Raw genomic sequence first — 21,748 nt, forward strand, 5'->3', positions numbered from 1 at the left:
ATAGACTGTCCACCTTTGAACAGTCTACTCTTGAGTTTCCTTATAATTTAATTCCACATATTGCTTAAGTTTATTCAAGTGTTCCCCGTCTTCTTTTTGAATAATTTTATTAATCACCGGTTTCGTAAGCAAGTTACGAATACCTTTTGTTTTGATTGTTCCTACAAAATGAACGTCTGTCCCTTCTTCAATTTCACTTAGTGTATAAGAATAATGAAGGTCAAGCCCATTTTGTTTACTATACGTTCCAAATGACGTGTTTGGCTCATAGTCGACCACTTCTAAGATATTTTCAACTTTTTGCTTTTGCTTACCAATGCTCCTAACCTCTTTGATCTTGGTGCCTACGGTCATTTCCTCATCTAACACCTCAACACTCTCAATGTGGTCTAGTACTTTGGGTGCATATTCGAATGTCGATAACACCTTAAACACCACATCAACAGGAGCCTTTATATGTACATCTCGTTTAAATCCCATCACATTCACCTCTATGATTATTCTATCATAAAAAAAGAATGCATAGCACAGTGTGAAACTATGATATAGCTAATTTAAAGCAACATTTCTAATGAGCGTGGTTTCAATTTTATGGGTGTGTTTTCACTTCTAAGGGAGTATCTCACAATTTTATAGGTGTAAGTCCTGTCCCTACATAGACTTAATAAAGCTTTCACGCTAACCAGGCGCAAAAGCTTCAACTTAATCCTTATTGATTTGCGAACATTTCAATGATCTGAATAATAGCTGGGCCCAATAACACGATAAAGATACACGGAAAAATGAACATTACGAGTGGAAAGAGCATTTTAATCGGAGCTTTCATCGCCTGCTCTTCTGCTCGCTGTTTTCGGCGCTGACGAATTTCTTCTGACTGAACTCGAAGTGTCTGCACCATCCCAACCCCTAATTGCTCAGCCTGAATAATACTTCCGATTAACAGCTTAAGGTCATCAACGTTAATCCTTTCACGGACACCGGATAGTGCTTCTTTTCTTGTTTTACCTAGCTTTAATTCCTCTAAGCACCGAGTAAATTCAGTAAAAAGTACTCCTTTTTGTTTACCCACAACCTTACTGATCGCCGAATCAAAGCCCAATCCAGCTTCCATACTTACAGCTAATAAATCAATGAAATCGGGTAATTCTTTTACAGCCTGCGTTTGCCTTTTTGCTGTTTTCATTTTTAAATAGACGACCGGTAAGTAAAAAGCCATACCAAGCCCTAACAACACTAAAAATAACCCCCGTCCGAACGACACATTGCCTAATACAGACAACATACTGAACAATAACGGTAGGGAGACAACCAAAATGAGCTGAGCGATTCGATATTCAAATGGTGCAAGCCCCATTGGGTTACCTGCACGCAGAAGCTTTAGTTCTAACTTCTCTTGTCTATCAGCCGGCATATTTCTTCGGAACTTACGTTTAAATTCCTTAAGCTTCGGCTCTACTAATCGCTTAAATAAAGGTTCACGTTTGTCCACTGGTTCATCTAATGACGGAGTTGAACCATCGGCACCTAATATCATTGCTTTCCTCGAATGAACTTTTACACTTTTTTCCCTTCGGCTTAACAAGATGCCACCTATAATGAGCACAATCATGATCAAATACAAGAAAGGAACCATTCCTTACACCTCAATTGATGTTACTTTTTGAATTAAAACAAACCCAATAACCATTGATATACCTGCGACGACTAACAGTCCAATCCCTACAGGATGTGTAAATAAAACCGTGATGTATTCAGGATTTATTAAAAATAACATCCCCGCTAAACCAATTGGTAATAGTCCAACAACAACACCTGACATTTTACCTTGTGCCGTGAGTGTTTTAATTTGACCTTGGATTTTAATTCGCTCTCGAATCGTGAACACAATTTTTTCAAGAACCACAGCCAAATTCCCGCCGACTTGACGCTGAATGACAATGGCCTGAATCATGAGGTCTAAATCTTCACTTGGCACACGCTCTTTCATGCGATTGAGCGCTTCTTCAACTGATGAACCATACTGCATTTCTTTAATTAGTTGTTCCAGCTCTTCTTTTACTGGAGAAGGAGACTCATTCCGAACGTTTTGAATCGCCTGCGGAAAACTAAACCCAGCCCGAAGTGCACTTACAATAGCTGAGATCATTTCTGCCAAGTGATCATTGAACTGACTAATACGTTTTTTCTTCTTATAATTCAATACAAACTTTGGAAGCATTACACCAAAAATGGCCCCAACTAATATAAAAACAACGTGGCCAAATATCAGCTTAAACAGCCCTGCAAAGAACGCGACAGAGATCCACTTAAACATGATGAGCTCTTCTGGTTTAATCGGAATACCGGCCTGTTTAAGTTCAAGTTCCAGCTTCTGGGTCCGATCTTGCTTTTGAAGCCGTTTTCTAATTTTACTTTTTGTCAGGTTAAAATTAACCGCCATTTTGACTTTCTTTTTATGTTCGTCTGGTGGAGCTGGTTCTTCATCGTACAAATACTGCTTCATTCGCTCCTTCATCCGGCGATCTTTATAGAAAAAATTTAGTTAATAGTGCAAGGAAAAACAACGTAGAAGTGAGCAACACACCGAGCCACATTAGTAAATTGATGCTCATTTAGCTCCACTCCTCTTCCTTTACAAACACATTTGTTGGAATATGAATATTCGCTTGTTCAAATCGGTCGATAAACTTAGGTCTAACCCCCGTTGGAACAAGCGCTCCTTGAATCTTCCCGTTAGAATCTATTCCTGTCTGTTCAAACTCAAATATATCCTGAAGGACAATGACGTCCCCTTCCATTCCTTGTACTTCCGTAATTTTCACGATTTTACGCGATCCGTCTTTTAATCTTGATTGCTGAATGATAAGGTCAATAGCACCTGAGATCTGATCGCGAATCGCCTTTATCGGGAGCTCTACTCCTGCAAGTAACACCATTGTCTCTAAACGAGATAACATATCGCGAGGACTATTCGAGTGGCCTGTCGCAAGCGAGCCATCGTGCCCTGTATTCATGGCTTGTAACATATCTAGCGCCTCTGCACCACGCACCTCACCAATCACTATGCGGTCAGGTCTCATACGAAGGGAGTTACGTACCAAATCCCTTATACTAATGGCCCCTTGACCTTCTAAGTTGGGTGGCCTAGATTCAAGCGACACGACATGATCCTGCCCGAGCTGTAGTTCAGCTGCATCCTCAATGGTTACGATCCGTTCATCATTCGGAATAAATTCGATAAAACATTTAGTGTAGTCGTTTTACCAGAGCCGGTTCCGCCACTGACAAAACATTCAACCTTGCTTTAACACAAGCATCTATAAACGTTGCCATTTCATGGGTTAACGTTCCAAAACTCACTAAATCGTTTATCGTAAAAGGGTCCGCAGCAAACTTACGAATCGTTAAGGTAGGTCCATTTAATGCGAGCGGTGGAATAATCGCATTTACACGCGAGCCATCTGGAAGTCTAGCATCTACCATTGGACTACTTTCGTCAATTCGCCTTCCTAACGGAGCGACAATTTTTTCAATGACATGAAGTACATGCTCATCATCACGAAAAGATAAATCTGTTAGCTCTAATCTGCCTTTGCGCTCACAATAGATTTGATCAGGTCCATTCACCATGACTTCCGAAACATCTTCATCCTCTAATAAAGGATTAATGGAACCATATCCCGTTAAGTCATTAACCAGCTCCTCAACGACTCGTTTTCTGTCAACGGTTCGATAATCATCTTTCTCCTTGATTAATTCGACGGCCAGTTCTTCAACAACAGGCACAATCTCTTCTTTTGGCTGATCACCTTTTATTTCTTTTAAGATCTCTTTATGTAATGTTTGTTTGAATGCCCGGTCTTTTTCATCTAATACTGGACGAGCCTTCACAACCTGCTTTGGCTTCATTTCTTGTTTAGTTTTGTCAGATGATTGTGGCTGTGCTTCATCTTTCGAAACAGAACCTTCCTGATGAACAGCTTTATTGGGTTGTTGTGGCTGCTCTTGATTTTTTAAACGTTCTAATAAACTCATATCAAAGCCCCCAGTGAACTTCTATATTAGAAAAACATTCTGGAGATTAATGAATGTTTCTTTTTACTTGGTTTTGATTCCACTTGATCATCAACAATGGATTGAGCTAACTTAAAAATCTTTTTAGCTAAATCTGATTTTGAATGACTGATGACTGCCGGATCTCCTAAATTCAGTGACTGCATCGCAACTTTATTGTTATTAGGTATGTCATGGAGTTTATCAGCTCTTAGCATACCTGGTATTTCTTCGGCTTTTATCAAACTATCAAGCCCATGCCGATTAAGAAGCACGTCAAGCTTTTCGTTCATTTGAAGCTGATGAATGGTCTCAATTAACCTTTTCGTATTTTTTAACGATGCTACCTCAGGTGTTGTCACTGCCAAAATCTGATCAGCAACATCCATAAAATCTATAGCCGAATCATCTATTCCATGTCCACCATCAATGACAATGTAGTCAAATCGTTCTTTAAGCAAATTAAGTGTGTTCTTAATAAACTCACCATCGATTAACTCAGCGTACTCTGGCCGCTCCGGAGCAGATAAAACGTATACGCCGCTTTTATGTTCTACTAAATAATTAGTGATATTGTGTGAATCTAAGCGATCTTGTTCATCTAATAGGTCTTTCATTGTTAAAGTTGGTTGAAGGTCCATAGCCATCCCCACATCTCCAAATTGGAGATCGCCATCAATCAGTACAACGTCCTTATTTTTCTTGCTTAATGCGATTGCTAAATTTACAGCTAAAAATGTTTTCCCTACGCCGCCTTTGCCACTGCATAGAGTTATGATTTGAATCATATCTGCCATGTTTCTCCTCCCCAATAACCTTACTCTTCGCCTTCTGTTATTTTAGAATGAAGCGTTAAATGAATCGCACCCTGTTCAGCTGCATTGACCAAGGCAACTGAATCATCAGGCATTAGCTCTAAAGTCACCTGACTATACTCTGCCACTTCGGTTCCATCATCTAGCGTCGTCATTCGTTTCCCAACAGACAACACACGAATATTTTCTAGTAGTAAAACAGATTCCATTTGATCAAGAAGATTCTTAGATTCCCCATTTAATTTCTTATTTTTGTCTCATCTTTAGTTTCATATGTAAAAATAACATCGACGTAATCTTCTGGTTGAATCAAATTCGAAACAGACCTCACAATATCTACACCAATAGAGACAGCCCGGTGCCCGTCTGTTACTTTTCGGGATACCCGTGCCTTCTCTTCCTGACTAGATTTTAGCCGATGAGATAACAAAAGCTCACCCGTCACCATATCGGCTGTCGCAAACTTTCCTTTAACTTCTTCTAAGGATTTGATTGCGGACGGATGAACCTGATCTTTTGGTAGCGTTTGAAATTGTAGGTCCTCTTCTGTTATTTTTTGATTTTCTTCAATATCCTGCGCTAGAGTAACGACATCAACCATTGGTGCTTCCTCAGTTGGTTCTGGCGTCTCAGATTGACTTGAATAGAAAAAAATGGCTGTTGTAAAAACTCCCATTAAAATCGCTAATAAAAATAATAATTTCGATTGCATTAAACTCACCTTACCTACTCTGTCAGACGTACGATGAATGCCCCACGTTCTGCTGCTTCATCTAGTTCAAAGCCTTGACCCGTTCGCTTAATAAACTCACCTTTAATCTCTTTTTCATTCCCATCCATCGGTTCTGTTAAATAAAAGTAAGCGAAACCTCTGATTTCTACTTCCTTCATTTGATTTTGGTCATGATTATGAGGTTTGTAAACGGGTATAAGTAACACTCTTGGACAATCTCGCTCATACATGTTGTCACAACTATTAATTAAAATATCTGTTGCGTTCTTCGTTTTACCGGCAATATTACCTGTCTCTGTTTCGACAATATCACCAACTTTTAATTCTTGATCAAAACCGTGAATTAACGTTTGTTCGTAGGTTTTAGCCCCGCCCCCTGCGAGTGCTAAAAACACCGAAGTTACCTGTGTCGACTTCTTCTTCATCCACTTTCAAGGTGTATTCTTGCCCATACACAAGTTCAATGGACTCATCAATTCCAAGCGGAGCTGCCCCCATTGCCCGGCCCATTACACCAATTCTCGCTGTAGCTTTAACGTTTATATCTACGTTGTCGATTCCAAATAACTTCATGAACGTAAGCTCTGTTGGTTTCGTTAATCGAACTGTAACACGCTTATCTTTTACTACCACTGTATCTTGTAACGAACTTAGTTCTTCGTGATGTGTCAACGTCTCCTCGACAATTCCTTCTACAACCGTTTCATCTCTTGTCAGCTCTTGTCCTCCCGATAATGCAGCTGCATTTGCCGCCTTCTGGAGATGAGCATGTGTTGAATATAAAAGGCCACCATCGACAACGAGTCCAGTTAGCGCAAGCAATCCTGTAAACGCTAAGGCGACTAATAACGTGGCGCCACCTTTTTCACTTTTCCAAAACTGAAACATTTCGCCGCCTCCTCATCACTCAACCCTAATCGTTGAGTCGGCTGTTAGTTCTATAGAATCTCCAAACACCTCTTCGGCAAATGGTGTAATGGGTTCAACTGGATACGTTAAGGTGACCGTTACATACTCACCAGACTGCCGCTCAGCTTCTGCTGGAGTAACGGTGATCGTAAGTAAATCAGTATCTCCTGTTTCAAAATGCCCCTTCGCAAAATCAATAATTTCTTCATCTGTATAGCCAAAACCGCCAAGTCTGACTGATTCTTGAGCAGTGAAATGGAGGCCCGAATAAGAATACATCATCCTGCCGACATCAAATATGCCGACTAACATTAATATTAACAATGGGATGATCAGAGAAAACTCTACAATAGACTGACCATTTTCATTGCGCAACATATTACATCACCACTCCATTCAATAAGAACGATAAACAAGCGCCACCGACAATTGCGACCCCATATGGAAAAGTTCTTTTCATGGAGTCACGATCTGGCATCAATAATTGAATTCCATATCTCATGCTAGAAAGGGCGTAATAGAGTTTTTTAAAGATTCCTTTTTGAAACAAAATAATTGCAATGCCAATGATTCCTCCAATAAGCGCCATATAAAAAGCCGTAAGTAGCACAAATCCAGGACCTTTTATAGCACCAATAACCGCGAGTAACTTTACATCACCAGCACCCATTCCACCCATCAGATATGGAATTAATAGAAGCCCAAATCCTAAGAAAAAACCTAGGAAAAAGCTTTTCACACCATCAATTCCAAATAACAAAGGTTGCAGGAGGAGAGCAAGGAAGAACGCCGGAAATAATACTTTGTTGTAAATTTTCCTGTGCTTAAGATCAGTGATAAGACAAATAAATAAGACCGTAAATAATAGTAGATTTAATATCCATTCCATTGCTCGGGGCCTCCTTTCCTTTAAATTTAATCATTAGGTAGTAGGTTCTGTTGGCTTTGTTTGGAAGCTAGTAATAACATCATTAAATACTTTCATAATTTCTTCACCAAATGTAACTAATACTCCAACAACTCCAACAGCAATAACACCTAATACTAAGGCATACTCTGCCATACCTTGTCCTTCTTCTTCGCGAATCATATTTAAGAAAAGTTCTTTCATTACAACTCTCTCCTTTTAATTTTTATTTTCTATTTCTAAATAGTGACCGATTTGAATATTGGTACGCGACACGGTACCAGTGGGGAGTTCTAGTACCGAGTGCGCACCTTTTTTCCGTCTTCCGAACTTACCTGGAGGTAGATTTTCGTCGATATCGACTACGACTAAATCTTTCGTTAAATACACAACATCAATGGGGGTAACGCATAAAATGTGTGTGTACCGATTGACAGGGTAAAATATGCAACCCGCAACCTGAGGCTAGCTCATCTGTAAACATTAATCCTTTAAGTCTTTTACTAAATGAGTAAGCTGGTCTAATATGACGTGCCACTTCTGCATCTGTACTCAGGTTGCGTAGGATCACGTTTGTCACCTCCATCCAAATTAAATTACCCCGCCATTACCGAATGACGGGGGTTCATTGTAAGGTAGGAGCAATGGATGACCTACATAACCGGTCACTTGTTAAATAGGACGCCCATACTGCTAACTTACATCCCTGATCTTTCGGTAGCTGGCTGGCATTGTGCTCAAAATGCACAGAAGCCCCTGTAGCTTTGCGTCACTGGTTTTCACCAGTTTTGCCTTTATCGAGATTAGGTCATTTTAGATTTCTGACTAATCTCTTAACGACATATTAATTCATAACGAGATTCATAGAAATCCGTCAAATAAACTATAAAATTGTCGATTCACTTCCAATTTATGATTGGTCCTAGATTTTATTTGGGACTATATGTTATGTCTTTTTCCAGTCAGAATGTCGTAATTTGTCGAATGATGGTAATTATAGTTATTACATTAGGTCATAATACCTCAGCTTTATTATTACGAAATTTTTTTCATTTTTGTCGGTTATTTTACAAAATAGTTCAAAAGTATTACTTATAAATGTAAAAAGTGTTATTCTCAGCAACTAATTGAAGTAGGAAGATAGGATGGATTTTGTTAAGATTAGGAGGGATAATGCTTTAAGAAAGCGTGATATCATGAACCGATTATTATTTTATCTATATACAAGCTATGCACTACTATTTATCTTAAATCTATTCATTGCTTGGGATGGGATCTTAACGATTCAAGGGGTTATTGGTGTATTGGCTTTAATCTTTTCTATTAGAGGGGCGAACCGTACCTACCAATCTATTGGAATCGTTTTTTTAATTATTGCTCTTGCTCTCATGGTTACATATGACCTGCCATTTCAAGATCTAGCAACTTATTTTACTTCAATGGCATTACTATTAACATTATTATATTTTATTCCGTTCATTAACCATTACATGATCGTTGGAGGTTATGAACAGTCACTTTTTAATTTACTTCAAAAAATACACCTAATTTAGGGAAGTTTTATGTAAAGTCATACCTGACAAGTTATACATTAACCTTATTTATTTTTATTTCAACCATTCCATTAGTTTATTCGCTGGTTAAAGAGAAGACTGCGCATTTATCCAGTCAGGTGACCCACCAATTTGCAACGCGAGCTATTTTAAGGCCCTTTGCAGCAGCTAATACGTGGAGTCCTATTGAAGTCTACATCGCAATGGTTGTCGCCTTTACAGGTTCATCTTACTTAATCTTACTGCCCGTTTATTTGCATTTTCAATCACTATGCTGCTGATTGATGCATCACTCGGCTATATGAAGTTCAAGCACATCACATTTGATGGGCCTGATGAAGACCAAGAAGACCTGCATGTGAATAGACGCCACCTTACATCACTTGCTGGATTTTTGATTTTATTTATTTTAGTAGCAGCGGGAGTGCATTTATTATCGGGGTTAGACTTCTTTGAATCTATTATATTAATTATTATTCCGTACACATTTTTATGGGCATACGCTACTAAAAAACAACGAACATTTATGCGTTATACACAAAAGGTTTGGGGCGATCACATTTGGACGATGCAAAATTTCATGGTGCTCCTGCTTCCAATTGGACTATTTAATGAGATTATTAGCCAAACCCCCATATTAGATGCTGCAATGACATCTTTCGCATGGCTTGAACAAACACCACTTCTGTTATTTATATTTATCCAGTTAAGCTCCATGGTGCTTGCATTCGTCGGGTTCCATCCGCTAGTCACTTTGAGCTTACAAGGGTTATTCGTCACACCATTTTTAGATACGATTAGCCCACTCAGTATCTCAGTTGTGATGATTGTATCCGTCATCGCTAATGATATGACCGGTACATTTAATATTCCTATTACAATGCTCAATCAATACTTTAAACGTAACCCATATCAACTGACGCTTTGGAACATTGGTTACGCCTTAACATTTGGTGGTGTAGGCGTACTCATTGCTTGGCTGCTTTTATGAACTTCACAAAAATAGCCACCAAACGCTTGGTGGCTATTTTTCCTGTTCGTTATACAATTTATCAAAATGGTGAACCATCTCAAAGTCTAGGTCCGTCATCCGCGCATTGACCATGATGAAATTTTAAGTGTAACAACCTTATAGTCAATCGCAATGTTCGGGTGGTGGTTCTTGCCTTCAGCATATTCAGCCACTTTTCGGACAAACTCAATTCCGTTTAAATAATCCTTAAACTTATAGCGGCGGCGAACCCAAATGTCATCTACTAACTTCCAGTCAGGAAGCTGATCGAGTTCTTGCTTGATTTGTTCATCAGTTAACTTTTCCATCATCATCCACCTCCTACTAAGAGTTTTCCCTACTCTATATTATTAAAACTGTCCCGCTATAACTACTGATGAGCATACCTATTGATAAGCTCTTGATCGATCCCTTTTTTCCTACCCTTTTTAGCCAACCATTTCAGTAATAATTTTAATATAATGGTAATTCAACAACATGAGAATCCTGCATCTCCAGGATAAGCGCGATATGAATACGGTCATTCGGAAAACCCTTCTCATCTGTTTTATCATCTTCCATGAGTCCGTACAAAATTCGCATCGACTGTTCAAAATGATGAGCAGGTGTCATTCTAATCCGAAACTTAACTGGTTCTTCGCTTGATGCATTTATGAACACATGATTGGTTTCCTTTGGAATGAGCAACTTTTTCCCAGCTTCTAAAATGGTCGAATGACTTCCCTTAACAACCTTCAATTTACCTTCTAACACCTCAAATTGCTCTTCAAAATGTTTATGATAGTGTAAGGGCTGCCCCTCACCATTAGGTGGTAATAACATTTCAACATACTCATATTCACCATTTGTATCTTGGCTTGATTCTAAGAATGTAATTTTCTCACCAGTGAATTTATGAATCATGGACTTTTCTTTAATGGCAGTCGCCAACAGCACCTCCTCCTTTCACTAATACCTATCTTAATAAATTCTATAAGAATCAATAAAACCTTTATAAACAAAAATAGCCGCCCAGGTTGGGCAGCTAAATCTATATGGTGATTAGGGGGATTAAAATTGTTCAAGATAAGTTTTCCAACCGTCTAATGTTAACGGTTTACTGAAATAGTATCCTTGATAAATATGACAGCCGAAGTCTTGGATAATAGATAAATGTTGATCACACTCAACACCCTCAGCGACCACATTTAAATCTAAATCACTACCAAGCTGGATTATGGTTTTACAAATCCGCCTGTCAATTGGACTTTTATCCACATCATGAATAAACGTCTTATCCAGTTTGATTGTGTCGACTGGAAGGTATTTTAGATAATTAAGAGATGAATAGGTCGTTCCGAAATCGTCAATCGCGATTTTCACACCTAAGTTCTTAAGCTGCTGAAATGTCACAGCGACATCCGATAAATTATCAATTATGATGTTTCAGTAATTTCAATTGCTAAGTATTCAGCTGGAAAACCAGTTTCATACAGTATTGCCTCTATACGATCAGCAAAATCTTGCTTACGAATATGCACAGCTGAAATATTAACAGACAACATAAACCTTTTTCCGGTCTGATCCATTAACTCTTTCATATCTTTACAAGCCCTGCGGCAGATCACTTCATCTAACCAATCAATAAAATCATACTCTTCTGCATGATCAATAAAATCAATCGGCGGCACAAGCCCTTTCTCAGGATGTTCCCAGCGAGCCAACGCTTCCACACCATGCAATTCTTCACCATCTGAAGTTAATACAGGCTGATAGTACGGATAAATATTCCCATTTTCTAAGCCCTTCTTAATCGATTCTGCATATAACGTTTAGAATCAACCTCTTCTTGCTGATGATTGTTTAATGGTTCGATTTCACCGTCATCATCTATTTTATAGTTAGAGATAATGAGACCCAATAATTCATTGTAAGCCGATAATGTGTCTAATTCTCGTTGCGATGGATAACGACTATACTTGGAATAAACCCCAAACACCGCAATAATATGAGATGTTCCTGGTTTATACACAGGTACTGACCAACAAGACTTTAGGCCATAAGGCTGCACAACATTTGCAAATGACCTCCACGTCTTGTCGTTATAAACATTTGGTGAAACCATTAGCTCGCCCCGAACAGCCGCCGTCCCACAAGTACCCAGTCCATCAAATAACCTAATGTGCAAAAAATTCTCCAACATGTCATCTGGTAGGGTATAGGCCGCTCCGTTCACAAATTCGGTGCGTTTCGAGTTTAACAGCATAATTGTACAGTAAGAATCCACAAACTGATCCTCAAAGTACTTTAACGCACGTTTAATACATCGCATAACGGAAGACCTTCCTTTAAGTATTCCGTTATATATTGATAACCAGACACAAACTCTTCTGGGCTCAACACTCTTTCTTCTAATAATTCTTTTTCACCCATCATAAGAGCCTCCCGATCGTAAGACTTTTTAAACTATTTCAATAGATTATTGCTAGAAATTTTGGTATGTACACTTGGATATATAGGCCTATTTTACGACACTTTGGAAAATTGCACCTTTTATATTGTAACATTTTCAAGTATGATGAAAAAGAGTGCTACCAAAAATCTAGAGAAGAATTTCTGGTAGCATATAAATTATGGACGAATAAAAATATGGACGACTTAATAAGGAAATGCTTTTGAGTTAAGTAAGTAATGTGGTGATTAATCCATTGCTCCTAAATCATCTTCACCATTACCTTTTCCGAGTAATTCAACTTGCATTGCAGCGTCATTAAGGTCACCAGCTGCGCTTACGTTTAATGAGAATCCAACGATTAGAGCAGTGATCACCGCGATTCCTAATAATTTTTTCATGTGTTTCACCTCCCCCAAACCTCAACTTTATTTTATAATTAGATATTATCAGAAAATAAAAGTCTTTGGATTTGGGATGAGAGCTGATTTAGGCTAGTACAGATTAGTTTTTCTTTGATTTTCTTCGATTTTCTCAAAAAATATAAACATTGGAATATTTCAAACTTTTGGAGGGAGAAATTAGATGGATCCTCGTGAAGAGATAGGAAAAAGAATATACGAATTAAGAAGATATTTCAAAATAACTCAAAAAGAATTGTGCGAAGGAATATGTACCCAAGCTATATAAGTAAGATTGAAAACGGTTCATTATCAATCGCTGCAGATATTTTATTTGAGATCGCAGAACGACTTGGGGTAGACATTAACTACTTTTACGACTCTACTTACAACTCACGTGTCGACTACGCCTTAGAAGTGGAGCTCGAAGCACGAGAATTAGTTCAGAAAGATGAATTTGAAAAACTAGAAGAATTATTATCTCGGGAAGAAAAACACCTCTAATGAATAATAAAAGTTTAAACAGTTTATTTTGTGGCATAAAGCCTTATGTACTCGATACATCTATGATAACTTTGAAGACTCAGAAAAACTACTTGATGAAGCCCTTATGCTTAGTAATACTAGTAAAAAATCTTATTCCGAGAGAGAAATACACATTCTGATTAACAAAGCCAACCTTCATACAGACAGAAAAAATTTTAATAGAGCATTTGAGTTATACGAAGATGCTAAAGACGCAATTGAAAAATTACCATATTTACACGATGAAAAGTTAGTTACTTTAATAAATTTTAATTTAGCTAGAATTAGCTATTTTCAAGAAGATTATAAAAAACCATTCAATATTCCGAAAATGGCATTAGTCATTGTAAAAAGAGACAATCACTTGATGGATATGGGCAGTTCCACTTTTTAATCGGTAATGCACAAAGGAGATTAAAGAACTTTAGTATAGCAAAAGAACATATTGAATTAGCTATTCAGATTTTTAAACTTATTAATCATACGAAATACTTATCCAATTGTGAAAAAGTACTCCAACGTATTCAAGAGGAGATTGAAGCAACTAATAATTCATTAATTTAGTTTGCATATACAAATATACCACAACATTTAAATTTCGTAATACTAATTTTAAAATACCTACTAATGGAGTAGTAAAGGCTTCCGTTAGTAGGTATTTTTATCTAACTTTGTTTGATTTTTTCTTAACATGAACTAAAAACCACGTGAACCAATAGGCTGGTAATACAACGGCTAAGTCCACTAATAGCAAGTAAAAGGAATTAAATCCTCTACCAAACTCTACAAGTCCTAATATCCTTTCCAAGTGAGCAATTCCGAATGCGAAAATGGCACTTGCTACTGTAATCCAAATATAGAAATTTTATTGTGTTTGTGCAATACTGATACACTAACAAAAATGCGACAGGTAAAGCTGATGCTGCCATATTAAAAATCGATGGTAACATTGGGGTTAGAAAATATGTATGAATAAAATATCGCTTCAGTTCAAGTACGTCTCCTGCATAATTCCACATGATATGGACGGCAAAACCAAAAAAGAACACTTCAAATAAACGTTCCTGATCAACAAATCTAATTAGTAACAATAGTGGAACGATTGTTATAGCTACCACTGCCCAGAACTGCCAATCACCGAATGATGAGTGATTGTCCCAGTAGCTGTTTGTAACTTGATCTAATTCTTGATATAAACTTTTGATTTTCGTCCAATATTCCTGGTAACTCACAGCTAAACCCCCGGTCATGAAAAAATTCTGACCTTTATAATTTGAGCTAACTATGGAAATTTATACTTAAACAAAAAATTCCCCACCAGTGCTGCGAGGGATTTGAGGCTATGAACTCATGTCCATTAAGACCCTAAGTTCATCTTTATTGGCAGTTAAATCTTTTAACGTGTATTGATCAAGCACTTTTAAAAATGCTATTAGAGCATCGTTAAGCACATGTTTCAGCTTACAAGATGGCGTGATGACACAACTATTGGCATCACGGTCAAAGCATTCCATCATCGCAAAATCATCTTCCATCATGCGAACCACATGGCCGATGTTAATCTTTTCAGGTGCCTTTGATAATGCTATGCCGCCGTTACGACCTCTTATCGTTTGAAGCAACTCACATTGACCGAGTTGATACACAATTTTACTCAAATGATTTTGAGAGATCCCAAATGTCTCTGAGATTTCTTTAATACTCGCAAGCTCTCCCTCTTCTTTAGAATTTACATATATCAAAACTCTAAGAGCATAGTCTGTATATTTTTTAGACGCATATGAACGCTCCTTATGTTTTTGTCATCTTATCTATTTTACCGCACCAGATTGATGTTCATCAAATTGAGATATTTCTTTAAAAATATTGTCATAAAAGATGCATTTATAATACTCCTTTTTATTTTACAATAAAGATGTAGAAAAAATACATCTTTTAACTCATAAGGAGTGTTGATGATGATTACGACACAAGAAAAACCAGCGTTGGATCAAAAAACAATTGATACGGTAAAAGCAACGGTACCTGTTTTAGCAGAACATGGTGAAGCGATTACAACTCGTTTTTATCAATTACTGTTTCAAAACCATCCTGAACTTAAAAACATTTTTAACCAAACCAATCAGCGCAAAGGACGTCAGCCTAAAGCACTTGCGAACACAGTTATGCAGCTGCTCAGTACATCGACCAGTTAGAGGCGATTGTTCCAGTTGTTAAACAGATTGCGCATAAGCACCGTAGCTTGAACATTAAACCTGAACATTATCCGATCGTCGGAGAAAATTTATTACAAGCGATTAAAGACACGCTCGGTGACGCAGCAACTGATGACATCATGACAGCATGGGAAAAAGCTTACGGTGTGATCGCGGATGTCTTTATTGACGTTGAACAAGAAATGTATCATGAAGTCAGTAGCCAAACAGGAGGCTGGACTGGATTCAGAAACTTTACAGTTGAGAAAAAGGTTAAAGAAAGTGATGTGATTACATCATTTTATCTAAAACCTGAAGACCAAGGCCTTTTACCCGAGTTTAAGCCAGGAAATTACATTACAGTGAAAGCTGACATCCCTGGAGAGCCTTACACACACTTACGTCAATATAGCATGTCAGATGCACCTGGAAAAGATTACTTTAGAATCAGTGTTAAGCGCGAGGATAGCATTGACGACAATCCTGAGGGTGTTGTAAGTAATTATCTTCACAATCAGGTTGAAGAAGGTGATGTCCTTCCAATAAGTGCTCCTGGTGGTGATTTTTACTTAGATACAACCAGTGAAAAACCTCTTGTTCTATTAAGCGGCGGCGTTGGTCAAACTCCGATGTTAAGCATGCTCAATACGGTTGTCCGAAAGCAGCCAAACAGACCCGTTTATTACATTCATGCAGCTCAAAATAGTGCAGTTCATGGATTGAGGAAAGAAGTTCAAAACATCTCAAATGAGCATCTTCAAGTACAATCATTTACTTGTTACAGCGAACCACTTGCTGATGATCAGTATGACCTTGAAGGCTATGTCAATTTAAATTGGATGAAAGAGATCATTCCAAGTAATGACTGTGACTTCTACTTCTGTGGTCCTGAAGGCTTTATGAAAGTGGTTAAACAAAGCTTATCTGACTGGAATGTACCAGACGAACAAATCAATTATGAATTCTTCGGACCTAATGTTGAATTATAAAGTTAAGGAGCTGACCCACATCCGGGCCAGCTCCTTTTGAGTTGTAAGAATTATTGCCCAGCTACGTCTCGTTTATTAAATGAGAACCATGACACAGCTAAGAATATGACGAGGTATGCAATCAAGACAGCTATAGAGAAACCTAATGTCATACCTTCAAACATCACATTGCCTGTTTCGTATTGTTTTAAATCTGTATTTGCAAATAGAATAAATTTCGCAAAGTCATAACGTTGTAAAGCCCCTACAATCATGTTACCGCTAAACATTAAGAAGATCGCAAGTCCAATTGCAAGTGAACTATTTCTAAATAAAGTTGAAATCATAAAGGCAAATGCCGTCATCATAACTAAATTGACCATGCTATAGCCATATGTTGAAAACACTTCCCCAACGACAGAAACATATTGTAATCCATCTGCTGTTTCTGTTACGAAGTGAGGATTCATACCTTCAAATCCGAAGAATATGCCACCTACAATAATTGATGACAATATAGTTGTAACGAGTGTGGCTAATGCAAATAATAGTACTGCCATAAACTTCGTAAATAAAATCATCGTTCTGGATATTGGACGGATGAGTAAAAGCTTTATCGTCCCCCACTTAAATTCACTTGAGACAATACCTGCTCCAATAATAATCGTAAATAAACTAATCAATGAAGCTAACATTGCATTATCTAACGTGAATTGCCACGCTTTAAATCCAGTTGGTCTAATATCATTTTCTAAATAGTAATTGTTTTTAGCTATTTGGGATGAATACATTCCTTCAAATCCTACTTCTTCAGCTTCTTGCTTCAGCTCCTCATTCTCTTGCGTTAGCTCTTCTTGCCAGTTGTCTGAATAGCTAGTTGTTATAACATCATCAAAATCGTTGTTAGGACGCCTGAACCAATTATTAACGCTAAGATCACGCCGTACATCACCCAAGTTGATTTACGTATATATGTTTTAATTAATTCATTTCTTAACAAACCAAAAACTTACCCAATGACATTACCTCCCGTCAGTTCTAAGAATTGATCTTCTAATGTTGCTTTAACTGGTGTTACTCCATAAACTAATATCTCATTTTCAATTAACTGCTTCACGACGTTTGGAATGTCCTTTCGGTTTAATTCTACAATCAGTTTGTCTGATTCCTTTTCAACCGTAAGCCCTGATTCTTTTAATATTTCCTCTGCCTGCACACTTTGTTCCACGTCAAGAATTACTTTTAGACCTGCATCTTCTGCTTCATCGTCACCACGAACTGATCTTTCTTGAATGATTTCTCCCTGCTGGATAATGCCAATTCGATCACACATGAGTTCAATTTCTGAAAGCAAATGGCTCGAAATCATAACGGCCACATTGTCCTTAACTGCTAAATCACGTATGTAATCACGAATTTCACGAATACCTGCTGGGTCAAGTCCATTTGTAGGCTCATCCAAAATTAATAAAGCCGGTTTATGTAAAATTGCCTGAGCAACTCCGAGACGTTGACGCATCCCTAAAGAATACTTCCCAACTTTATCGTTTATGACCTTCTCTAGCCCCACAAGCGATACGACTTCTTTAATACGCTCTTTCGTAATCCCTTCATACATACGAGCGTAGTGCATTAAATTCTGCCACCCAGTCATAAACGGATATAACTCAGGGTTTTCGACTATGGCACCGATATTCTTTGCCGCTTCTTTGTATTCTGATTGAATACTCTTTCCAAGAATTTTGATATCTCCACCTGACAGTTTCATCAGACCTACTACCATACGAATAGTAGTCGTCTTACCTGCACCGTTCGGACCGATAAACCCGTATACTTCACCTTGATTGATGGTTAAATCGAGCCCTTTAATAATCTCTTTTTTGCCGATTGTCTTTTTAACATTTTTTAAGTTCTAATGCAACCTGACTCAAGAAAACACCTCTCCCCAATTTTTTGTATTCCAACAAGTATTACGGTTTGTTCAGAGTAAAGTTTCAAAAACTTTTCTCTATAGAAGGGACTTACGTTCATAAAAGTAAAAAAGCCGTTCATAAAAAGCAGATACCCGTTTATAAGAGAAGAAGTTACGTTCATATAAGTCTGATTATCATTTATAAAGAGAGGAAAGCCGCTCATTAAAACAACACTAATGAAAAAAGCTTCCACGCATTCTTTGCGTAGAAGCTTTTGAGTTTAATGATCTGTATTCATTTTTGACTCAACCGTTTCAATCTCATCAATAATATTACTCATATGCTTAGATCCCACATCATCAGAGATCATCTCTCGTCTGACCAACTCTTTAACAGACTGATATTCTTTATATAGGGCATCACGCTTAGCACTTCGAATATGTTTAATCTTAATCTCAGGGTATTGCTCATAAAGTTGTTCAAGCTGTTCATAAAGTTTCTTCAACTTCTCCTGATAGTTATTCTTTAGCTCTTCTAACTCCTCACGGGTAATGAACGATTTGCGTTGCATATCTTCCCAATCGTGAATAGCCGTTTCGTAACGATATATGCTCGCAATGACCTCTTCGTAATCTTTAACACCTTCATCTTTTTGAATAATTCCAACCATCTTAATAAGTGGCTTAATCGTTAACCCTTGAACAATTAATGAAAACAGAACAGCGCTTAACGTCAGCACTAAAAATGTCTTCACGACCATCAAAATCAGTAGGTAAACTTAGCGCTAAAGCAATCGATAAGCTACCTTTAAGTCCGCCCCAATTCAAGGCGTGCTTAAATTTTAAAGGAAAATCTTTAATAAATGACAAACTTGTATAGACCGCAATGGCGCGTGAGGCAATGACAATTAAAATACCAAGCAACACCATGCCCCATTTTCCAGTTAAATCAATTTGATTAATTTCGAGTCCAACCATCAAAAATATAATTGAATTTGCGATAAAAGCAATAACGCTCCAAACGTGTTGATGTTTAACTTCGTCACAGGACTCATTCCGATGTTTCCACCATAATTACCAAAAACAAGTCCCGATATTACAACGGCAATCACACCACTTACATGAATCATTTCTGCAGTGAAATAACTACCGAAAACAACAGCATGGAAAGCGTAATTTCCATCGGGTAATTATCAATGAAGCTTACAGCGCGAGAAGCTAATAATCCAAATGCCGCGCCGATAATTAAGCCACCCAAAGCGAACTTAAGAAATAATAACGTGCCTTCACCTAGGCCAGCCCAACCCATGTTGATGTAATCTAACAGGTAAACCGAGGCAATCGTAAATAACACCACCGCAATCCCATCGTTAAACAAGGATTCCCCTTCAATAATGGTGGTTAATTTCTTCGTGACACCTAATGATTTAAAGATTGATAATACACTGATCGGGTCCGTTGCACTCATTAAGGCAGCAAACGTAAAGGCGACCACTAATGGTAAATCTAATAAAAATATACGCCTGAACCAATCAGTAAGCTTGATATAAAGGTCCCTACGAAAGCAAGCGTGAAGATTGGTTTTTTGTTTTCTTTTAAATCTGAAAAGGGTAGATTCAGTGTTGCTTCACCTAAAAGTGTTGGAAGAAAAATAGAAATAATCACAACCTGAAAAACAGCCGACTGAGTAATAAACTCCTGTGCCTCTTCGATTCCAGGAAGGTGCATAAGCCCAATTAACAAACCGACAATGACGAGGGCAATGCTGTAGGGCTGTTTAAAACTTCGTTGCCAGGATAGACACTGCAATGCTGATCGTTAACAAAATTAATATCTGAATAAATACGTCATTAAACTCATGTACCATAACGAACCACCTATATAATTATTTATTCTTAGTATGTACTTATACCCTATAATTCATTTCAATATAGATGGTCATTTAAGAAAAAAACCTTTACACGAAAATCGCGTAAAAGGTCATTTACCAATATAAGAAGACAGCAGCGATAGCAACCACAGACATCATAATACTTGATATGATTCCAGTCATGATCATTTCAGATTTTGTTAATACACCTTCTAAGCTAGCATAAAAAGTTGATGGAGAATGAATGGGAATAATGAGCGTCCCACCGATTACCATTACCATTAGTGCCGATAAGGCAGCGGAGATACATGAATGATTTCCGCGTACGAAATCATAATTGGAAATACAACCGCAATAGCAGAGGATGAGTTAGTAAATAGCAACCTTAAAATCCAAATAAAAATACGACGCAAATCACTAACCATAACGCCTGTGCATCTGTTGGCATAAGGGCACTTAACCCTTCAGCAATTAACTGTGCTGTTCCATTATCAGATAAAACTAACCCTAATGAAAAAGATGTTCCTAGCAGTAAGAAGCTTTCCCAATCAAAATCCTTAATTAATCGTGAATCAACTAAGCCTATTTGAGGCAATGACAAAAACACAAAAAGGAGCATAGGCGGTATAATGATTGGAACCACATTTGGATCCGTGATTAACCAAGCGATAATCATGATAAAGAATGCTGTAATCGTTGGCCTAAACTGCTGATGTTTGTTCACTTTCTCTTGGTTTTGATTCTGGATAATAGATGCGTTCACCATCACTGACTCATTTGTTTTCCATTTTAGAAAAATAAAAACAACAATTGCCGATAAAATCATCGCTGTCCACAACGGAATGGAAAGTAACGTAAACCACTCTAACCAGCTTAGTCTGCCCACACCATACTCAACCATCAACTGGTAGGCAAACACAGAAAAGCCACCACCTGTAAAAATAATGAGCGTGGCATGCTGATTAAAGAAACTAATAATATACAAACCGAACTTCTTGAACAAACTATCTGACTTATAACGGTACAAATCATTTATTTTTGAAACTAAGGGGTATAAAAGCTTATAACGAGCCATAGCTGAAGGTAAGAAGATCGGTAGCACTAATAGTAATAGTGGTAGGCCAATTAGTATACGTTGCACCTTACCTTTACTTATTTTTTGAAAAAGCTGGGCGACCACTTGGTCAAATTGTACTTTGACTAAAACTTGACTGATTAAAGACAATAATACAATAAAATAAAGAGCCGGGGACAAAAACCCCCGGAATGCATCTTCATCTTGTTCAACTACACCTAAACCAATCATTAGAGCTAATATTAGAATACTAGATGCTCCGGATGGAATAGGTGCAACTGTCCATAAATAAATGGCTAAACCTAGTATGATTAAAGTAAATTGTTGGTCCTGTGATAGTGATTGGAAAAATCTAACGTCATTATTAAATAGACTAATAAAGACACACT

At 37.7% G+C, this 21,748-nt stretch carries 30 protein-coding genes, 4 pseudogenes and 1 riboswitch; of the genes and pseudogenes, 5 read left to right on the forward strand and 29 right to left on the reverse strand.

Going from position 1 to position 21,748, the window contains the following annotated elements; all coding sequences use genetic code 11:
- Positions 1-24 precede the first annotated feature (24 nt).
- The 13 genes and pseudogenes from JCM13188_RS04030 to JCM13188_RS20355 form a co-directional block, all read right to left on the reverse strand.
- Positions 25-480, reverse strand: a complete 456-nt coding sequence (locus tag JCM13188_RS04030) for an SRPBCC family protein (RefSeq protein WP_054752310.1) — start codon at positions 478-480, stop codon at positions 25-27.
- Between the two features lie 229 nt (positions 481-709).
- Positions 710-1,633 carry a type II secretion system F family protein gene (locus JCM13188_RS04035; protein WP_279401362.1) on the reverse strand — a complete coding sequence of 308 codons (924 nt, stop codon included), beginning with the start codon at positions 1,631-1,633 and terminating at the stop codon, positions 710-712.
- Positions 1,634-1,636: 3 nt separating this feature from the next.
- Positions 1,637-2,503: a type II secretion system F family protein gene (locus JCM13188_RS04040; RefSeq protein ID WP_054752312.1), complete on the reverse strand. Its 867-nt coding sequence runs from the start codon at positions 2,501-2,503 to the stop codon at positions 1,637-1,639.
- 109 nt (positions 2,504-2,612) lie between these two features.
- A pseudogene (locus JCM13188_RS21695) lies at positions 2,613-3,909 on the reverse strand (TadA family conjugal transfer-associated ATPase).
- Between the two features lie 152 nt (positions 3,910-4,061).
- Positions 4,062-4,850: a CpaE/TadZ family protein gene (locus JCM13188_RS04050; RefSeq protein WP_054752314.1), complete on the reverse strand. Its 789-nt coding sequence runs from the start codon at positions 4,848-4,850 to the stop codon at positions 4,062-4,064.
- Positions 4,851-4,870: 20 nt separating this feature from the next.
- Entirely contained in the window at positions 4,871-5,077 is a 207-nt protein-coding gene (locus JCM13188_RS04055; protein ID WP_054752316.1) for an RcpC/CpaB family pilus assembly protein, read from the reverse strand.
- A gap of 29 nt (positions 5,078-5,106) precedes the next feature.
- Complete coding sequence (cpaB, locus tag JCM13188_RS04060; protein ID WP_054752318.1) at positions 5,107-5,580, reverse strand: Flp pilus assembly protein CpaB; 474 nt, start codon at positions 5,578-5,580, stop codon at positions 5,107-5,109.
- Between the two features lie 14 nt (positions 5,581-5,594).
- A complete protein-coding gene (locus JCM13188_RS17855; RefSeq protein WP_279401363.1) occupies positions 5,595-5,996 on the reverse strand; it encodes a hypothetical protein in 402 nt (133 codons plus the stop codon).
- Positions 5,965-6,489, reverse strand: a complete 525-nt coding sequence (locus tag JCM13188_RS17860; protein ID WP_279401364.1) for a pilus assembly protein TadG-related protein — start codon at positions 6,487-6,489, stop codon at positions 5,965-5,967. Before JCM13188_RS17860 ends, JCM13188_RS17855 begins: the two co-directional genes overlap by 32 nt.
- A 15-nt stretch (positions 6,490-6,504) precedes the next feature.
- The gene (locus JCM13188_RS04070) at positions 6,505-6,888 is read right to left on the reverse strand and encodes a TadE/TadG family type IV pilus assembly protein (RefSeq protein WP_054752320.1); all 384 of its coding nucleotides are present in this window, start codon (positions 6,886-6,888) and stop codon (positions 6,505-6,507) included.
- A gap of 1 nt (position 6,889) precedes the next feature.
- Positions 6,890-7,399 (reverse strand): A24 family peptidase, encoded by a 510-nt coding sequence (locus tag JCM13188_RS04075; protein ID WP_054752322.1) that lies wholly within the window; start codon positions 7,397-7,399, stop codon positions 6,890-6,892.
- Positions 7,400-7,432: 33 nt separating this feature from the next.
- Positions 7,433-7,621: a Flp family type IVb pilin gene (locus JCM13188_RS04080; protein ID WP_054752324.1), complete on the reverse strand. Its 189-nt coding sequence runs from the start codon at positions 7,619-7,621 to the stop codon at positions 7,433-7,435.
- Positions 7,622-7,636: 15 nt separating this feature from the next.
- The gene (locus JCM13188_RS20355) at positions 7,637-7,864 is read right to left on the reverse strand and encodes a DUF192 domain-containing protein (protein ID WP_439646609.1); all 228 of its coding nucleotides are present in this window, start codon (positions 7,862-7,864) and stop codon (positions 7,637-7,639) included.
- A gap of 266 nt (positions 7,865-8,130) precedes the next feature.
- A riboswitch (cyclic di-GMP riboswitch) is annotated at positions 8,131-8,220 on the reverse strand.
- 342 nt (positions 8,221-8,562) lie between these two features.
- Between JCM13188_RS20355 and JCM13188_RS04085 the strand changes: the two genes are divergently transcribed.
- Together JCM13188_RS04085 and JCM13188_RS04090 are read left to right on the forward strand one after the other, a co-directional pair.
- Positions 8,563-8,970, forward strand: a complete 408-nt coding sequence (locus JCM13188_RS04085) for a hypothetical protein (protein ID WP_054752326.1) — start codon at positions 8,563-8,565, stop codon at positions 8,968-8,970.
- A gap of 271 nt (positions 8,971-9,241) precedes the next feature.
- Positions 9,242-9,961 carry a hypothetical protein gene (locus JCM13188_RS04090; protein ID WP_054752328.1) on the forward strand — a complete coding sequence of 240 codons (720 nt, stop codon included), beginning with the start codon at positions 9,242-9,244 and terminating at the stop codon, positions 9,959-9,961.
- Between the two features lie 95 nt (positions 9,962-10,056).
- On the opposite strand, the gene JCM13188_RS04095 is transcribed toward JCM13188_RS04090, so the two are convergent.
- The 7 genes from JCM13188_RS04095 to JCM13188_RS17875 all read right to left on the reverse strand — a co-directional run bounded on the left by JCM13188_RS04095 (position 10,057) and on the right by JCM13188_RS17875 (position 12,814).
- Complete coding sequence (locus tag JCM13188_RS04095; RefSeq protein WP_279401365.1) at positions 10,057-10,290, reverse strand: 4a-hydroxytetrahydrobiopterin dehydratase; 234 nt, start codon at positions 10,288-10,290, stop codon at positions 10,057-10,059.
- 145 nt (positions 10,291-10,435) lie between these two features.
- Complete coding sequence (locus JCM13188_RS04100) at positions 10,436-10,912, reverse strand: cupin domain-containing protein (protein ID WP_054752331.1); 477 nt, start codon at positions 10,910-10,912, stop codon at positions 10,436-10,438.
- A 120-nt stretch (positions 10,913-11,032) separates the two neighbouring features.
- Positions 11,033-11,404 (reverse strand): EAL domain-containing protein, encoded by a 372-nt coding sequence (locus JCM13188_RS04105; RefSeq protein WP_369404829.1) that lies wholly within the window; start codon positions 11,402-11,404, stop codon positions 11,033-11,035.
- Positions 11,398-11,775, reverse strand: coding sequence for an EAL domain-containing protein (locus tag JCM13188_RS04110; protein ID WP_369404830.1), 378 nt, complete (start codon positions 11,773-11,775; stop codon positions 11,398-11,400). The genes JCM13188_RS04105 and JCM13188_RS04110 overlap by 7 nt, the downstream gene beginning before the upstream one ends.
- Positions 11,760-12,293 (reverse strand): GAF domain-containing protein, encoded by a 534-nt coding sequence (locus JCM13188_RS04115; protein ID WP_054752338.1) that lies wholly within the window; start codon positions 12,291-12,293, stop codon positions 11,760-11,762. The genes JCM13188_RS04110 and JCM13188_RS04115 overlap by 16 nt, the downstream gene beginning before the upstream one ends.
- Positions 12,269-12,394 carry a hypothetical protein gene (locus JCM13188_RS17870; protein ID WP_279401366.1) on the reverse strand — a complete coding sequence of 42 codons (126 nt, stop codon included), beginning with the start codon at positions 12,392-12,394 and terminating at the stop codon, positions 12,269-12,271. The genes JCM13188_RS04115 and JCM13188_RS17870 overlap by 25 nt, the downstream gene beginning before the upstream one ends.
- 267 nt (positions 12,395-12,661) lie before the next feature.
- Positions 12,662-12,814 (reverse strand): hypothetical protein, encoded by a 153-nt coding sequence (locus JCM13188_RS17875; RefSeq protein ID WP_279401367.1) that lies wholly within the window; start codon positions 12,812-12,814, stop codon positions 12,662-12,664.
- A 270-nt stretch (positions 12,815-13,084) separates the two neighbouring features.
- Here JCM13188_RS17875 and JCM13188_RS04120 point away from each other — a divergent pair, with 270 nt between their 5' ends.
- Both JCM13188_RS04120 and JCM13188_RS04125 read left to right on the forward strand, forming a co-directional pair.
- On the forward strand, positions 13,085-13,318 hold the full coding sequence (locus JCM13188_RS04120) for a helix-turn-helix domain-containing protein (RefSeq protein WP_054752340.1): 234 nt from the start codon (positions 13,085-13,087) through the stop codon (positions 13,316-13,318).
- A 28-nt stretch (positions 13,319-13,346) separates the two neighbouring features.
- Positions 13,347-13,733: a hypothetical protein gene (locus tag JCM13188_RS04125; RefSeq protein ID WP_054752342.1), complete on the forward strand. Its 387-nt coding sequence runs from the start codon at positions 13,347-13,349 to the stop codon at positions 13,731-13,733.
- A 379-nt stretch (positions 13,734-14,112) separates the two neighbouring features.
- On the opposite strand, the gene JCM13188_RS04130 is transcribed toward JCM13188_RS04125, so the two are convergent.
- Together JCM13188_RS04130 and JCM13188_RS04135 are read right to left on the reverse strand one after the other, a co-directional pair.
- Complete coding sequence (locus JCM13188_RS04130) at positions 14,113-14,571, reverse strand: hypothetical protein (RefSeq protein ID WP_054752344.1); 459 nt, start codon at positions 14,569-14,571, stop codon at positions 14,113-14,115.
- Positions 14,572-14,679: 108 nt separating this feature from the next.
- Positions 14,680-15,105: pseudogene (locus JCM13188_RS04135) on the reverse strand (Rrf2 family transcriptional regulator); the annotation flags it as partial.
- Between the two features lie 192 nt (positions 15,106-15,297).
- Here JCM13188_RS04135 and hmpA point away from each other — a divergent pair.
- Positions 15,298-16,523, forward strand: a pseudogene (gene hmpA, locus JCM13188_RS04140) (NO-inducible flavohemoprotein).
- A gap of 50 nt (positions 16,524-16,573) precedes the next feature.
- Here hmpA and JCM13188_RS04145 read toward each other — a convergent pair.
- The 7 genes and pseudogenes from JCM13188_RS04145 to JCM13188_RS04160 all read right to left on the reverse strand — a co-directional run bounded on the left by JCM13188_RS04145 (position 16,574) and on the right by JCM13188_RS04160 (position 21,737).
- Entirely contained in the window at positions 16,574-17,458 is an 885-nt protein-coding gene (locus JCM13188_RS04145) for an ABC transporter permease (RefSeq protein ID WP_369404813.1), read from the reverse strand.
- A gap of 53 nt (positions 17,459-17,511) precedes the next feature.
- Positions 17,512-18,390, reverse strand: coding sequence for an ABC transporter ATP-binding protein (locus JCM13188_RS04150; protein ID WP_054752348.1), 879 nt, complete (start codon positions 18,388-18,390; stop codon positions 17,512-17,514).
- A 305-nt stretch (positions 18,391-18,695) separates the two neighbouring features.
- Positions 18,696-19,154, reverse strand: coding sequence for a cation:proton antiporter (locus JCM13188_RS20360; RefSeq protein WP_369404814.1), 459 nt, complete (start codon positions 19,152-19,154; stop codon positions 18,696-18,698).
- Entirely contained in the window at positions 19,099-19,392 is a 294-nt protein-coding gene (locus tag JCM13188_RS21700) for a cation:proton antiporter domain-containing protein (RefSeq protein ID WP_439646610.1), read from the reverse strand. The genes JCM13188_RS20360 and JCM13188_RS21700 overlap by 56 nt, the downstream gene beginning before the upstream one ends.
- A pseudogene (locus JCM13188_RS04155) lies at positions 19,392-20,142 on the reverse strand (cation:proton antiporter). The gene JCM13188_RS21700 and the pseudogene JCM13188_RS04155 overlap by 1 nt, the downstream one beginning before the upstream one ends.
- 256 nt (positions 20,143-20,398) lie before the next feature.
- Positions 20,399-20,560, reverse strand: a complete 162-nt coding sequence (locus JCM13188_RS17880) for a hypothetical protein (protein WP_279401368.1) — start codon at positions 20,558-20,560, stop codon at positions 20,399-20,401.
- A gap of 109 nt (positions 20,561-20,669) precedes the next feature.
- Entirely contained in the window at positions 20,670-21,737 is a 1,068-nt protein-coding gene (locus JCM13188_RS04160; protein ID WP_369404831.1) for an SLC13 family permease, read from the reverse strand.
- Between the last annotated feature and the right edge of the window lie 11 nt (positions 21,738-21,748).

Origin of the sequence: Piscibacillus salipiscarius JCM 13188 (genome assembly GCF_001311865.1) — a bacterium.
GTDB lineage: Bacteria > Bacillota > Bacilli > Bacillales > Alkalibacillaceae > Piscibacillus > Piscibacillus salipiscarius.